We start from the raw sequence: 12,474 nt of genomic DNA on the forward strand, positions 1-12,474 counted from the left end.
TCACTCCCCCACACAGCTCTCTATTGTCAGTTCAGGACTTCACTCAGCGGGATGAAATTGACGCTGTCGCCCACCTCCAGCGTGGTGCCTTCCCGCACTTCCACAAAGCCTTCCGCCCAGGCCGCGCTGCGCAGCACGCCGGAGCTCTGGTTGCGGTAGATGATCGCCTTGCCCTGCTCGATGCGCCCGCGCAAATACTCGCGGCGGTTGCCCGGCTTGGGCCAGGTGAAGCCCACCGGCACTTCGAAACGCAGCGGTTCCACGTCTTGCACGCCCTGGCGGCGCAACAGGTAAGGCCGCGCCAACAGGGCGAAGGTCACCAGGGTCGACGCCGGATTGCCAGGCAGGCCGATCACCGGCACGCCACGGAAGTGCCCGAAGGTCAGCGGCTTGCCCGGCTTGATCGCGAGCTTCCACAAGGCCAGCTCGCCCTCTTCGCGCAGGGCGATGCCGAGGAAGTCCGCCTCGCCCACCGATACGCCGCCGGTGGACAGGATCAGGTCAACCGCACCCAGGCTCGCCAGGCAGGTGCGAGTCTGCTCCAGGTCATCCGGCAGGATGCCGGCATCGATCACTTCACAGCCCATGCGCTCAAGCCAACTGCACAGCACACGGCGGTTGCTGTTGTAGATCTGTCCAGGCCCCAACGGCAAACCGGGCTCGATCAGCTCATCACCGGTGGACAGCACGGCCACGCGCACGCGGCGGATCACGTCAAGACGAGCGTGCCCCAGCGAAGCGGCGAGACCCAACTCGATCGGGCCCAGGCGCGTGCCGGCGCTCAAGACCAATTCGCCGACGGTGGTTTCCTGACCTTGGGGGCGGATGTTCTGGTCGACCTGCAAGGGCTCGGTAAAGCTCACGCGCTCATCGGCGTGGACCACCGCATTTTCCTGCATCTCCACGCAGTCCGCGCCTGGCGGCACCGGCGCGCCGGTGAAGATGCGCGCGCAGGTGCCAGCAGCCAGGGGCTGGGGCGCGTTGCCGGCGAAGATGCGTTGGCTGACCACCAGCGGCTCGCCGGTCCAGTCCGCCAGGCGCAAGGCGTAGCCGTCCATGGCACTGTTGGGCCACGGCGGCAGGTCGAGGGTGGAGATCAGATCCTTCGCCAGGACGCGGCCATCGCACTCGGCAAGGAGCAACGATTCCTGCTCACGAATCGGCGCGGCGGCGGCCATGTCGAGCAATTGCTGGAGCGCGTCTTCCACCGGCATCAGGGCGCCGGTCTTGCCAGGCTTACCCACGGGATTCACAGGGTTCAGCCTGTTTGAGGTGGGGTACGAAGTTGCACGGGCGATGGCGGTTATCCAGCTGTTCGGCGAGGATGCCGTCCCAACCGGTGCGCACAGCGTTGGTGGAACCCGGCAGGCAGCACACCAGCGTGCCGTTGGCCAGGCCGGCCAAGGCACGCGATTGCACGGTGGAGGTGCCGATATCGGCCACGGAAATCTGACGGAACAATTCGCCGAAGCCGTCGACCTGCTTGTCCAAGAGGCAACTGACGGCTTCCGGGGTGCTGTCGCGGCCGGTGAAACCGGTGCCGCCGGTGATCAGCACCACTTGCACCACATCTTCGGCGATCCAGTGCGCGACCTGGGCGCGGATTTTGTACAGGTCGTCCTTGAGCAGCACGCGCTCGGCCAAGGCGTGGCCGGCGGCGGTCAGGCGGTCGACGAACACCTGGCCCGAGGTGTCGGTGTCCAGGGTGCGGGTGTCGCTGACGGTCAATACAGCGATATTCAGGGGTACGAAGGGCGCATCAGCCTTGGCTTTCATGGCTCGGTCCGGTTGTCGAAGGAACAGCCCGATGTTATATCACAGGGCCCTCTTTACCTGCCGCAGCGGAACCGCCATGTCTCTCGATTCTTCGCCCCTGCCCTGCTCGATCCTGTTACTGGCCGGTGGCCGTGGCCAACGCATGGGTGGCCAGGACAAAGGCCTGCTGGCGTGGCGCGGCGAACCGTTGATTGCACATTTGCAACGCCTGACCCGGCCATTGACCGATGACTTGATCATCTCCTGCAACCGCAATCAGGACCGCTACGCACCCTACGCCGACCAGTTGGTGAGCGACGACAGCCCGGACTTCCCCGGCCCGCTCGCCGGCATCCGCGCAGGGCTGGCAGCCGCGCGCCATACACACCTGTTGATATTGCCGTGTGACGTGCCAAACCTCGACGCGCAATTGCTGAGCGCCCTGCGTGACACCGCGCAACGCCAACCGCAGGTGCCCGTGATGGTGCGTCATGGTGAATTCTGGGAACCCTTGATCTGCATCATCCCCACCCACCTGCGAACCGAGGTAGAACAGGCGTGGCACGCCGGTGAGCGCAGCCCGCGCAAGATCTTCCTGCAACTGGGGGGCGTGGGCCTGGAATGCCCGGCGGATGATCCACGCTTGGCCAACCTTAATACGCCAGAGCTGTTGCACCCAAGGACTGACGTGTCAGAATGAACTTTCGCACAAGGAACTTTGGCGGCGTCTCACACGTCACAAGGTCAGCATTTAAAAAGTATTCTCTCGGAGACACACTCATGACTCAACGGACCATCGCCGCTCTCATGCTTGCACTGGGCCTCGCCACTCTCGCCGGTTGCGCCTCGCCAACAGTGATCACCCTGAATGACGGTCGCGAAATCCAGGCCGTCGACACCCCTAAATTCGACAAGGCTTCGGGCTTCTACGAGTTCGAGCAGTTGGACGGCAAACAGACCCGTATCAACAAGGACCAGGTCCGTACCGTTAAAGACCTGTAAGCCTCAAACGCTTGCCCACAAGGCCCGCCTCGCGCGGGCCTTGTCGTTTCCGGGGGGTTACCAGTCGAGGGTGATGCGGCTGTTGAAGTGGCGTACTTCGCCGGTGACCGGGTCAATGAAGCGCACGCCCTGGGCCAGTAGCTTCAACGGGTTGGCGTAGTCGTCCACGGCATCCTTGATCACCTCGGGATAGAACGGGTCGTTGCAGATACTCGCGCCCAGCGCGGTCATGTGCACGCGCAACTGGTGCTTCTTGCCGGTCACCGGAAACAGACCGTAGCGCCATAAATCGGCATTTTTCTCACGCACTTCCACGGCCGTTTCAGTGTTGCTGGCGCCGGCGCCTTCCTGCATGCGAAAAAACGGTTCGCCCTCCACCAGGCGGCTTTTGTGCACCAGGGGGAACGTCAACGCGGGCAGTGCCGGGGCGATGGCCTCGTAGAATTTATCGATACGGCGCGTGGGAAAAAGCTGCTGGTAAGCCGAGCGGCTGGCCGGATTGGCCGAGAACAGCACCAGCCCCGCCGTATGCCGGTCGATGCGATGCAGCGGCACCAGCGCGGGGTTGTCGAGGCGGCGAATCAAGCGGCGCAGCAGCGTTTGCTCGACGTACTCGCCGGCCGGGGTCACCGGCAGGAAATGCGGTTTATCGGCGACCACCAGGTGTTCGTCGGCGTACAGAATGGTTTCCTGCACCGGGATGACCTTTTCGTTCGGCACTTCGCGAAAGTAATAGATGCACAGGCCTTCCTTGTAGGCCAGGTCCAGGCGGATCGGGCTGCCGTTGATGTCCAGCACGCGGCCACGGGCGATGCGGTCCAGCCAGTGTTCGCGGCTGATGGCCGGGAAGTGTTCGCACAGGCAATCCAGCACCGTCGCCCAGGGGCCCGGTGGCAGGTACAAGGTGCTGGCTTGATGCTGGGAGGCGGAGAAACCGGTAGAGGACATGAAATGCTCGAAGCCTGGAAAAACACGCAGGCATTATCCCGCATGCAGCGGGATTGAGCCTAGGGCGGATCTCAGGCCTTGACCAACTCGGCACGCAGGATCGGCGAAGCACTCGCGGCCTCGGTGAACTCCTTGAGCCAGCGCAGCACGTCCACCGCTTCCCAGCGGCCCGGATCATACAGCGCGTACAGCAAGCCCTGGTAACCCACCACGTCCAGCTGCTTGTGGTAACCGGCGCGCTGGAACAGGGCCTCGATCTCGGCGAAGCAGGTATTGAAATGCACTTTGTTAAACGGCGTCTTGCCTTCCGTGACCAGGCCGTCCAGGCGCAGCTCGTTCACCGCGTTGCGCACGACGTCGGCGGACATGCGATTGACGCTGCTTTTCAGTTGTTCAACATTCACCACGGGCGTTCCCTCTATTCAATCGCTGTACAAACATACAGTAACGCAATATTTGGAAACCTGCCATCGCAGAAACCTCAACGAAGGAAGGCCACGACCTGTTGTGTGTCGAATGGCCAATCCAGTTCCGCCCCGGTGTCGACCCGGCGAAGCACCGGAATTCGCAGGCCGTAGGCCTCGGTCAGGTCGACGGGGTCGGTGATATCCACCAATTCCACCAGCAGCCCGTGTTCGACGAGCGGCATGATTTCGGCTTCGGCGAACTCACACAGGTGGCAACCCAGGGTGCCGAACAATTGGCATTCAGGCAGCATGACGAATAGACCCTGTCAGAAGTAGGTGATCATTCTAAGCGCACCCAATATCTGTGGCGAGCGGGCTTGCCCCGCGTTGGGCTGCGAAGCGGCCCCAGTAAGGCCTCCACGCTCATCCAGACACAACTGGGGCGATACGTTTCGGGGCCGCTGCGCGCCCCAACGCGGGGCAAGCCCGCTCGCCACAGGAAGCCAGATCACCAACAATGCCCGCTCTCCACACCAACCCCACTCGCCACTACAACCCTCGCTTGCCACTTGAAATCCAATCGCCCACAGAAACACCTGACCCAGGTCAGCATGGCCTATAACTGATTCAGCGATTCTCGCGGCTTTTTGTCCGCCACCTGCAACGGAGATGCGTGTGTTTGCCAACCTGCTGATCATTCTGGCCTCATCCCTGGTGGTGATTGCGCTGTTTCGCCGCCTGCAGTTGCCGCCGGTGCTGGGCTACCTGTGTGTGGGCCTGGCCGTGGGGCCCACTGCGCTGGATTGGGTCAACGACAGCGAAGAGCTGCCCGACCTCGCCGAATTGGGGGTGGTGTTCCTGCTGTTTTCCCTGGGCCTGGAGTTCTCCCTGACCAAGATGCTCGCCCTGCGCCGCGTGGTGTTTGGCCTGGGCAGCTTGCAGGTGCTGGGCTGCGGGGCGCTGCTGGGTGGTTTGTTGATGGTCCTGGGGGTGGCGCCGGGCATTGCGCTGTTGCTCGGTGCCGGGCTGGCGTTGTCGTCCACCGCTATCGTCAGCAAGGAACTGACCAGCCTCGGGGAAATCTTCAGCAGCCACGGCCAGAACGCGATTGGTGTGCTGCTGTTCCAGGACGTGGTGGCGGTGTTGCTGCTGACCCTGGTGCCGGTGTTTGCCGGCAGCAGCGAGCAAGCCTGGTACTGGGCGCTGCCGCTGACCCTGGGCAAGACCGTGGTGCTGTTCGTCGGCCTGCTGTTTGCCAGCCGCTGGCTCTTGCCGCGCCTGTTTCATGAGGTGGCCGCGTCCCATTCGGCCGAGCTGTTTGTGCTGCTGGCGCTGGTGATCGTGCTGCTCACCGCCTGGCTCACGCACCTGTTGGGGCTGTCTCCGGCCCTCGGTGCGTTCCTCGCCGGGATGCTGCTGGGCGAAAGCCATTACCGCCATCAGATCGAAGCGGATATCCGCCCGTTCCGCGACATTTTACTCGGGCTGTTTTTCGTCAGCATCGGCATGCTGATCGACCTGCAACTGTTCGTCAGCCATAGCCTGCTGATCCTCGGTTTCACCCTCACACTCATGCTGGTCAAGGCGTGCGTGGTCGCCGCCCTGGTCAAATGGCGCGGCAGTGACAGTGAGACCGCCTGGCGCAGCGGCCTGGCCCTGGCCCAGGGCGGCGAGTTCTGTTTTGCATTGATGGCGCAGATGCAGCAGAGTCGATTGATCCCGGATGAATTCAACGGCCTGCTGCTCGCCGCCACGTTCTGCTCGATGCTGCTCACTCCGCTGCTGTTGCGCGCCGCGCCGGCCCTCGCGCTGCGCCTGCACCGCAAGCCCAACCAGCAAGTGCAACTGGAGGCGATCACCGCCCTCAACGCCCAATTGCGCGGGCACGCAGTGATCTGTGGCTATGGCCGGGTCGGGCAATCCATCGGGCGGTTCCTGCGGCACGAACAGCAAGCCTTTATCGCCCTGGATGACGACCCGGAACGCGTACAGGAAGCGGCCACCGAAGACAGCAGCGTGCACTATGGCGACTGTCGGCGTGGCGCCCTGCTCAGCGCAGTCGGCCTGGAGCGCGCACGCCTGGTGGTGATTGCGGTGGACAACAGCGATGTGGCCCTGGTGGTGCTCAAAGAGGCAAGGCGGATCAACCCCGACGTGCCGATCCTGGTGCGCACCCGCGATGACAGCCAGTTGGCCGAATTGAAAGCCGCGGGCGCCAGCGAGGTGGTGCCCGAGCTATTGGAGTCGAGCCTGATGCTCGCCTCCCACGCCCTGGTGATGCTCGGCTTGCCCGACCAACAGGTACAGGCACGGGTCGACGAGGTGCGGCACAATCGCTATCGCCTGCTGCACGGGTTTTACTCGCAGGCGCCCAGCGATGACGCGGCGCCGATCAATCCTGACTGACCGCGCCGATCTTGTGGATCGACAGGTCGGCGCCGTAATACTCCTCTTCCTGGCTCAGGCGCAGCCCGTGCAGGCGCTTGATCACGCCGTACACCAACAGGCCGCCGCCCAGCGCGACCACAACGCCGAGGGCGGTGCCGATCAACTGGCTGATCAGGCTCACGCCGCCCAGCCCACCCAGTGCGGTCTGCCCGAAAATGCCACAGGCAATGCCGCCCCACACGCCGCACAGGCCGTGCAACGGCCACACACCCAGTACGTCATCGATCTTCCAGCGGTCCTGGGCCGCAATGAAGCACCACACAAACAGCCCACCGGCGACGACACCGGTGACGAGCGCGCCCACCGGGTGCATCAGGTCGGAACCGGCACAGATCGCCACCAACCCGGCCAGCGGGCCGTTGTGCAGGAAGCCTGGGTCATTGCGACCGATCACCAGCGCGGCCACGGTGCCGCCGACCATGGCCATCAGCGAGTTGACCGCCACCAGGCCACTGACGCCATTGAGGGTTTGCGCGCTCATCACGTTGAAGCCGAACCAGCCGACGATCAGGATCCAGGACCCCAACGCCAGGAACGGAATGCTCGACGGTGCAAACGCCACCAGCCGCCCATCACGATAACGGCCGTTGCGCGGACCCAGCAGCAACACCGCCGCCAGCGCCAGCCAGCCGCCCATGGCGTGTACCACCACGGACCCGGCGAAGTCATGGAAGCTGGCGCCGAAGGTCGCCAGCAGCCAGGCCTGCAAGCCGAAATTGCCGTTCCAGACCATGCCTTCGAAAAACGGGTAGATGAACGCGACGATCAGCGCGGTGGCGCACAGTTGCGGAACAAACCGTGCGCGTTCGGCGATGCCACCGGAGATGATCGCCGGGATCGCCGCGGCGAAGGTCAGCAGGAAGAAGAACTTCACCAGGCCATAGCCGTGGTCGGCACTGATTACCGCCGCCGGTTGCATGAAGCTCACACCGTAGGAGATCCAATAGCCTATAAAGAAATAGGCCAGGGTCGAGATGGCGAAGTCGCTGAGGATCTTCGACAAGGCGTTGACCTGGTTCTTCTGGCGCACGGTGCCGACTTCCAGGAACGCGAAGCCGGCGTGCATGGCCAGGACCATGACCGCACCGATCAGGATGAACAGGGTGTTGGAACTGTGGACAAGGGTATCCACCGCGCTTTGCAAATTTTCCATGGAGGTGGGCAGGCCTGCATTAAAGGCAAAAAGCACCAAAGCGGTTCAAGCCAGGGTTTCGCGCACTAAATTGGCACCACCGGTCCCACCCCTCTTCAGAGGGCATGAACCGCTTTAGCGCAGCGATTAACACAACAGGCCGTTGCCGACAGGGTTTTTCCGCGGGTTTAAGTGATTTAGGGTAAGGTTTTTCAAGGCATTGGCCTCAGGCCGCCCAGATTCAGCGCAGGCCCCGGGGCGTGCGCACCAAGGCAAAGCAAAAGCTGTACCACACAATTGAACTGAACCTTCACCGATGCCGGTGACTCGAAAACACACGTACCGATCAGCCAATCACGGAGATAACCATGGCCAGAAGAACTGCAAAGACTGCTCAAGAAATACTGATGGCGGATTTCCAAACCCTGGTCAGTGACACCGAACGGTTGCTGGACGACACCAAGGTCCTGGCCGGCGACCAGGCCGATGAGCTGCGCAGCAAGATCCACGAGAGCCTGCTCAAGGCCCGTGAAACCCTGCAACTGACCGAAGAATCCCTGCGCGAACGCGGCCAGGCGGCGGTCACGGCCACCGAGGATTACGTCCAGGCCAACCCATGGCAGTCCGTCGGTATCGCTGCCGGTGTGGGCTTCTTGATCGGTCTGCTGGCTACAAGGCGCTAAATCATGTCTATCGGCGAAAGCAGCTCGTCCACGGGCACAACCTCTCGACGTCTGGGCGCGGCCGTGCTGGGCTTGCTGCACAGCCATGTCGAACTGTTTGGTATCGAATTGCAGGAGCAGAAGGCGCGCACTGTCAGCCTGCTGCTGTTTGCCGGCCTGGCGCTGGTGTTTGCCCTGCTGTTGCTGGTGGGGCTGTCGACATTGGTGATGATCCTCGTGTGGGACACCGGTTACCGCCTCACCGGGATCATCTGTCTGTGCGTCTTCTACAGCCTGGCCGCCGCCTTCTGCGGGGTGCGCTTGAAAGCGGCAGTGTTCGATGAGTCCACGCCCTTCCACGCCACCCTCGAAGAGTTGGCCAATGATCGGGAGCGCCTGCTGCCATGAGCTCGAATGAAATCCAGCAAACCTCGCGCCGGGAAATGCGCAAGGCGTTGATTCGCCTGCGCATGGAGATGCACCGCCAGGAGATCCGCCATGAGTCCCAGCAACTGATGGTGCCTCTGAACAAGGTGCGCAACATGGGCCAGAGCTTCCAGGGCGGGTTGGGCATCAAGCACGCGCCGCTGTGGGGCGTGGCCGCCGTCACGCTGATGGGCTTCTTTACCGGCAAAGGCGCCAAGGGCGGCGGGATCAGCAGCCTGACGCGCCTGGTGCGCCTCGGTGCCGGCCTGATCCCGCTGATCAAATTGGCCATGCAGGGCAGTTCGCGCAAAAGCTGAGCCAGCTGGCTGCATTCTTGCTAACAGAAACGGCCCGGTCCTCGTTTTCGAGGGCCGGGCCTTTTTTTCGGCAACGCATCTAAGGAGGCCCCGTGATCGACGGGCAACCGCTCGCCTGCTTCCAACCGTTCATCGACACCGCCACGGGCCGTATCGCCGGCGTCGAAGCCCTCGGCCGCCTGCGCCAGGCGGATGGGCGCTTGCAGTCCGTCGGCCCGCTGTTCGCCGATCCGCGCACGCCGGGTGTGGGCTTGCGCCGCCTCGACCGGCAGATTCGCGACAATGCGCTGAGCCGTTTGCATGAGGCCCCCGAAGACTGGTTCCTGAGCCTGAACATCTCGCCGCGCTGGATCAACCGCCTGCGCCCGGGCCAGGCCCTGCCGAGCCTGAGGCAGATCCACCAGCATGGCGTCGACCCACGGCGCATCGTGTTCGAGATCACTGAGCTGGGTGGCGATATCCAGCGCCTGGCCCAGGTGGTGGCGCGCTATCGCGAGGCGGGCGCGCGCATCGCCATCGACGACTTTGGTGCCGGCTATTCCCAGCTCGACCGGGTGCTGGCGTTGCAGCCGGATATTCTCAAGCTCGACATGCGTCTGTTCCAGGAAGCTGCCAAGGGTGGGCCGAGCAGTGAAGTGGTGCGCGCATTGGCGCAGATGGCGGAAAAAACCGGCTGCTGGATCATTGCCGAAGGCGTGGAAACCGAAGCCCAGTTGAATTTCGCCCTGGAGTGCGGTTCGCGCTATGTGCAGGGCTACCTGTTCGCGCAGGCGCAGTTGGACTGGTTTGCCACCGACGCCTTCGTGGCGCATTTTGCGCACCTGCGCGCAGCGTATGTGCAACAGAAACTCGCGGAACGCGGGCGTGTCATGCAACTGCGCCAGCAATTGGCCGAGCTGATGAAGATCCTGCAGGCCTGGGCCCAGGGTCAGGCGCCGCTGAGCGAGCTGCCGCAATTGCCGGACTTTCCCTGGCTGTTGCGTTTTTATCAGTGCGACCGCCATGGCACCCAGCTGACACCGAACTTCGAGTGGCGCCAGGACGCCTGGCAAGCCGACAGCCGTTACCTGGGCCATAACTGGTCCTGGCGCCCGTATTTTTATCACTTGCTGGCCGAAGGCTGGGAAGAACGCCGCCTGACCTTGTCCTCGACCTACCGCGACGCCACCACCAACCAGTATTGCCTCACCGCCGGACAATTCTTCGATAACGGTCAGCGCTTGCTGTTAATCGATATCGACGCGGCCGGGTTGTAGATTTTCGCTTGCCCAGGCCTCGCTGAACCGGGAAGCTGGGAGGGACATTCACCGTACGGAGAGTACCCGCCTTGGATTGGCCCACCCTGCTTACCCGCGAACGTCTTGGAAAGCCCCTGCACAGCCCGGAAGAATTGGGCCGCAGCCCGTTTCATAAAGACCACGACCGAATTATTTTTTCCGGCGCGTTTCGCCGCCTCGGCCGCAAGACCCAGGTTCACCCGGTGTCCAGCAACGACCACATCCACACGCGCCTGACCCATTCCCTGGAAGTCAGCTGCGTGGGTCGCTCCCTCGGCATGCGCGTCGGTGAAACCCTGCGCAGCGCCCTGCCCGACTGGTGTGATCCGAGCGACCTGGGCATGGTCGTGCAATCGGCCTGCCTGGCGCATGACATCGGCAACCCGCCGTTCGGGCATTCCGGCGAAGACGCCATCCGCCACTGGTTCCAGCAAGCTGCCGGACGCGGCTGGCTGGATGACATGAGCACCGCCGAGCGCAATGACTTCCTTAATTTCGAGGGCAACGCCCAAGGCTTTCGCGTGCTCACCCAGCTTGAATACCACCAGTTCGATGGCGGTACGCGGCTGACCTACGCGACCCTGGGCACCTACCTCAAATACCCCTGGACCGCCCGCCACGCCGACTCCCTGGGCTACAAGAAGCACAAGTTCGGCTGCTACCAGAGCGAACTGCCGATCCTCGAACAGATCGCCCACAAGCTTGGCCTGCCGCAGCTCGAAGAACAGCGCTGGGCGCGTCACCCGCTGGTTTACCTGATGGAAGCGGCGGACGACATCTGCTACGCCTTGATCGACCTGGAAGACGGCCTGGAAATGGAGTTGCTGGAATACGCCGAGGTCGAGTCGCTGCTGCTCGACCTGGTGGGCGACGACCTGCCGCAGACCTATCGGCAACTGGGCTCCCAGGACTCGCGTCGGCGCAAGCTGGCGATTCTGCGCGGCAAGGCTATCGAGCATTTGACCAATGCCGCGGCGCGGGCCTTCGTCGAACAGCAGGACGCCCTGTTGGCCGGCACCTTGCCCGGCGACCTGGTCGAGCACATGCACGGCCCGGCCAAGCGCTGCGTACTGGATGCCAAGGACATGGCGCGCAAGAAAATCTTCCAGGACAAGCGCAAGACCCTGCATGAGATCGGCGCCTACACCACCCTGGAGATCCTCCTGAACGCCTTTTGCGGCGCAGCCCTGGAGCAACATGGCGGGCGGACGCCGTCCTTCAAGAACCGGCGCATTCTCGACCTGCTGGGCAACAACGCGCCGAACCCTGCGTGGCCGTTGCACGCTTCGTTCCTGCGCATGATCGACTTTATCGCCGGCATGACCGACAGCTATGCCACCGAAATGGCGCGGGAGATGACGGGACGCTCCAGCCCCCAATAACCCCGCCGATCACGCCGCCTGTTGCCTGAACAGAATCTGCCTACGACGGTAACAGAGCGGCCTGATCGAATTCGCACAACCACACGAGGAATAATCGCGCGCACTCCGGGCCAACCTGGCGAACCGTTCCTACGTGCCCCCCCATCGACGCTTGACTCACTGTGTGCCTTCTATGCCCAGTTACCCCTTACGCATCCTGGTGGTGGAGGACCATCCGTTCCAGCTGCTTGCCACCCAGTGCCTGCTCAAGAGTTTCGGTTTCGAGCAACTGACCCCGGCGGAAAACGCCGAACAGGCGATCCGCTTGATGACGCTGGCCGACAGCCCCTTCGATATCCTCCTCTGCGACCAGTGCCTGCCGGACCTGCCGGGGCTCGAATTGATCGAAATCGCCAGCCGCCGACGTTTTATCAGCGCCGCCATCCTGCTCAGCGGGCTACCCGAAGCTGAATTATCGACCCTGCACGAGCAAGCCCGGGAGCGTGGGCTGCCCTTACTCGGTTACTTATCAAAGCCGTTGAACAAAGATGAGTTTTCACGCTTGACCCACTCATTGCCCCGCTTAAACGTGTAGGACTTAAAACATATAAACCGTCGAAAAGCACACGTATGAGGGCCGTTAAATCCCCGGCACCACGATTCGGGCGGCGCGCCGCTGAATCGCTGACCACCCGACTTCCGAAGCCTTAGCGACCAGTAGGCTATTACCTTTTTTAAT

Annotated in this window: 15 protein-coding genes; 9 read left to right on the forward strand and 6 right to left on the reverse strand. The window is 62.9% G+C overall.

Annotated elements, in window-relative coordinates:
- Positions 1 to 26 precede the first annotated feature (26 nt).
- Both BBG20_RS07050 and moaB read right to left on the reverse strand, forming a co-directional pair.
- Entirely contained in the window at positions 27 to 1,253 is a 1,227-nt protein-coding gene (locus BBG20_RS07050) for a molybdopterin molybdotransferase MoeA (RefSeq protein WP_065901652.1), read from the reverse strand.
- On the reverse strand, positions 1,237 to 1,776 hold the full coding sequence (gene moaB / locus BBG20_RS07055) for a molybdenum cofactor biosynthesis protein B (RefSeq protein ID WP_065901653.1): 540 nt from the start codon (positions 1,774 to 1,776) through the stop codon (positions 1,237 to 1,239). The genes BBG20_RS07050 and moaB overlap by 17 nt, the downstream gene beginning before the upstream one ends.
- A 76-nt stretch (positions 1,777 to 1,852) precedes the next feature.
- Here moaB and mobA point away from each other — a divergent pair, with 76 nt between their 5' ends.
- A complete protein-coding gene (mobA, locus tag BBG20_RS07060; RefSeq protein WP_065901654.1) occupies positions 1,853 to 2,455 on the forward strand; it encodes a molybdenum cofactor guanylyltransferase MobA in 603 nt (200 codons plus the stop codon).
- A gap of 80 nt (positions 2,456 to 2,535) precedes the next feature.
- Positions 2,536 to 2,757 carry a YgdI/YgdR family lipoprotein gene (locus tag BBG20_RS07065; RefSeq protein ID WP_065901933.1) on the forward strand — a complete coding sequence of 74 codons (222 nt, stop codon included), beginning with the start codon at positions 2,536 to 2,538 and terminating at the stop codon, positions 2,755 to 2,757.
- Between the two features lie 57 nt (positions 2,758 to 2,814).
- Here the strand turns inward: BBG20_RS07065 and BBG20_RS07070 are convergent, their stop codons facing one another.
- The 3 genes from BBG20_RS07070 to BBG20_RS07080 form a co-directional block, all read right to left on the reverse strand.
- On the reverse strand, positions 2,815 to 3,705 hold the full coding sequence (locus tag BBG20_RS07070; protein WP_065901655.1) for a pseudouridine synthase: 891 nt from the start codon (positions 3,703 to 3,705) through the stop codon (positions 2,815 to 2,817).
- A gap of 71 nt (positions 3,706 to 3,776) precedes the next feature.
- Entirely contained in the window at positions 3,777 to 4,112 is a 336-nt protein-coding gene (locus BBG20_RS07075; protein WP_065901657.1) for a transcriptional regulator, read from the reverse strand.
- Positions 4,113 to 4,186: 74 nt separating this feature from the next.
- A complete protein-coding gene (locus tag BBG20_RS07080; RefSeq protein WP_065901659.1) occupies positions 4,187 to 4,423 on the reverse strand; it encodes a glutaredoxin family protein in 237 nt (78 codons plus the stop codon).
- 358 nt (positions 4,424 to 4,781) lie between these two features.
- Here BBG20_RS07080 and BBG20_RS07085 point away from each other — a divergent pair, with 358 nt between their 5' ends.
- Complete coding sequence (locus BBG20_RS07085; protein WP_083221340.1) at positions 4,782 to 6,518, forward strand: cation:proton antiporter; 1,737 nt, start codon at positions 4,782 to 4,784, stop codon at positions 6,516 to 6,518.
- Here BBG20_RS07085 and BBG20_RS07090 read toward each other — a convergent pair.
- On the reverse strand, positions 6,505 to 7,713 hold the full coding sequence (locus BBG20_RS07090; protein ID WP_065901935.1) for an ammonium transporter: 1,209 nt from the start codon (positions 7,711 to 7,713) through the stop codon (positions 6,505 to 6,507). The two genes, BBG20_RS07085 and BBG20_RS07090, sit on opposite strands and share 14 nt — an antisense overlap.
- A gap of 347 nt (positions 7,714 to 8,060) precedes the next feature.
- On the opposite strand from BBG20_RS07090, the gene BBG20_RS07095 reads away from it, so the two are divergent.
- The 6 genes from BBG20_RS07095 to BBG20_RS07120 all read left to right on the forward strand — a co-directional run bounded on the left by BBG20_RS07095 (position 8,061) and on the right by BBG20_RS07120 (position 12,330).
- On the forward strand, positions 8,061 to 8,375 hold the full coding sequence (locus tag BBG20_RS07095) for a DUF883 family protein (protein ID WP_065901661.1): 315 nt from the start codon (positions 8,061 to 8,063) through the stop codon (positions 8,373 to 8,375).
- 3 nt (positions 8,376 to 8,378) lie between these two features.
- On the forward strand, positions 8,379 to 8,762 hold the full coding sequence (locus BBG20_RS07100) for a phage holin family protein (protein ID WP_065901663.1): 384 nt from the start codon (positions 8,379 to 8,381) through the stop codon (positions 8,760 to 8,762).
- The gene (locus BBG20_RS07105) at positions 8,759 to 9,097 is read left to right on the forward strand and encodes a hypothetical protein (protein WP_065901665.1); all 339 of its coding nucleotides are present in this window, start codon (positions 8,759 to 8,761) and stop codon (positions 9,095 to 9,097) included. The genes BBG20_RS07100 and BBG20_RS07105 overlap by 4 nt, the downstream gene beginning before the upstream one ends.
- A 92-nt stretch (positions 9,098 to 9,189) precedes the next feature.
- Positions 9,190 to 10,353 (forward strand): EAL domain-containing protein, encoded by a 1,164-nt coding sequence (locus BBG20_RS07110; protein ID WP_065901667.1) that lies wholly within the window; start codon positions 9,190 to 9,192, stop codon positions 10,351 to 10,353.
- Between the two features lie 71 nt (positions 10,354 to 10,424).
- The gene (locus BBG20_RS07115) at positions 10,425 to 11,756 is read left to right on the forward strand and encodes a deoxyguanosinetriphosphate triphosphohydrolase (protein WP_065901669.1); all 1,332 of its coding nucleotides are present in this window, start codon (positions 10,425 to 10,427) and stop codon (positions 11,754 to 11,756) included.
- 172 nt (positions 11,757 to 11,928) lie between these two features.
- Positions 11,929 to 12,330, forward strand: coding sequence for a response regulator (locus tag BBG20_RS07120; RefSeq protein ID WP_065901671.1), 402 nt, complete (start codon positions 11,929 to 11,931; stop codon positions 12,328 to 12,330).
- Positions 12,331 to 12,474: the final 144 nt, after the last annotated feature.

Source organism: Pseudomonas aylmerensis (genome assembly GCF_001702265.1).
Taxonomy (GTDB): Bacteria; Pseudomonadota; Gammaproteobacteria; order Pseudomonadales; family Pseudomonadaceae; genus Aquipseudomonas; species Aquipseudomonas aylmerensis.

Bases quoted from the DNA above. Each gene is read 5' to 3' on its own strand.
- moaB (WP_065901653.1), bottom strand. From the start codon at position 1,776: ATGAAAGCCAAGGCTGATGCGCCCTTCGTACCCCTGAATATCGCTGTA.
- mobA (WP_065901654.1), top strand. From the start codon at position 1,853: ATGTCTCTCGATTCTTCGCCCCTGCCCTGCTCGATCCTGTTACTGGCC.
- BBG20_RS07065 (WP_065901933.1), top strand. From the start codon at position 2,536: ATGACTCAACGGACCATCGCCGCTCTCATGCTTGCACTGGGCCTCGCC.
- BBG20_RS07070 (WP_065901655.1), bottom strand. From the start codon at position 3,705: ATGTCCTCTACCGGTTTCTCCGCCTCCCAGCATCAAGCCAGCACCTTG.
- BBG20_RS07080 (WP_065901659.1), bottom strand. From the start codon at position 4,423: ATGCTGCCTGAATGCCAATTGTTCGGCACCCTGGGTTGCCACCTGTGT.
- BBG20_RS07085 (WP_083221340.1), top strand. From the start codon at position 4,782: ATGCGTGTGTTTGCCAACCTGCTGATCATTCTGGCCTCATCCCTGGTG.
- BBG20_RS07090 (WP_065901935.1), bottom strand. From the start codon at position 7,713: ATGGAAAATTTGCAAAGCGCGGTGGATACCCTTGTCCACAGTTCCAAC.
- BBG20_RS07095 (WP_065901661.1), top strand. From the start codon at position 8,061: ATGGCCAGAAGAACTGCAAAGACTGCTCAAGAAATACTGATGGCGGAT.
- BBG20_RS07100 (WP_065901663.1), top strand. From the start codon at position 8,379: ATGTCTATCGGCGAAAGCAGCTCGTCCACGGGCACAACCTCTCGACGT.
- BBG20_RS07105 (WP_065901665.1), top strand. From the start codon at position 8,759: ATGAGCTCGAATGAAATCCAGCAAACCTCGCGCCGGGAAATGCGCAAG.
- BBG20_RS07120 (WP_065901671.1), top strand. From the start codon at position 11,929: ATGCCCAGTTACCCCTTACGCATCCTGGTGGTGGAGGACCATCCGTTC.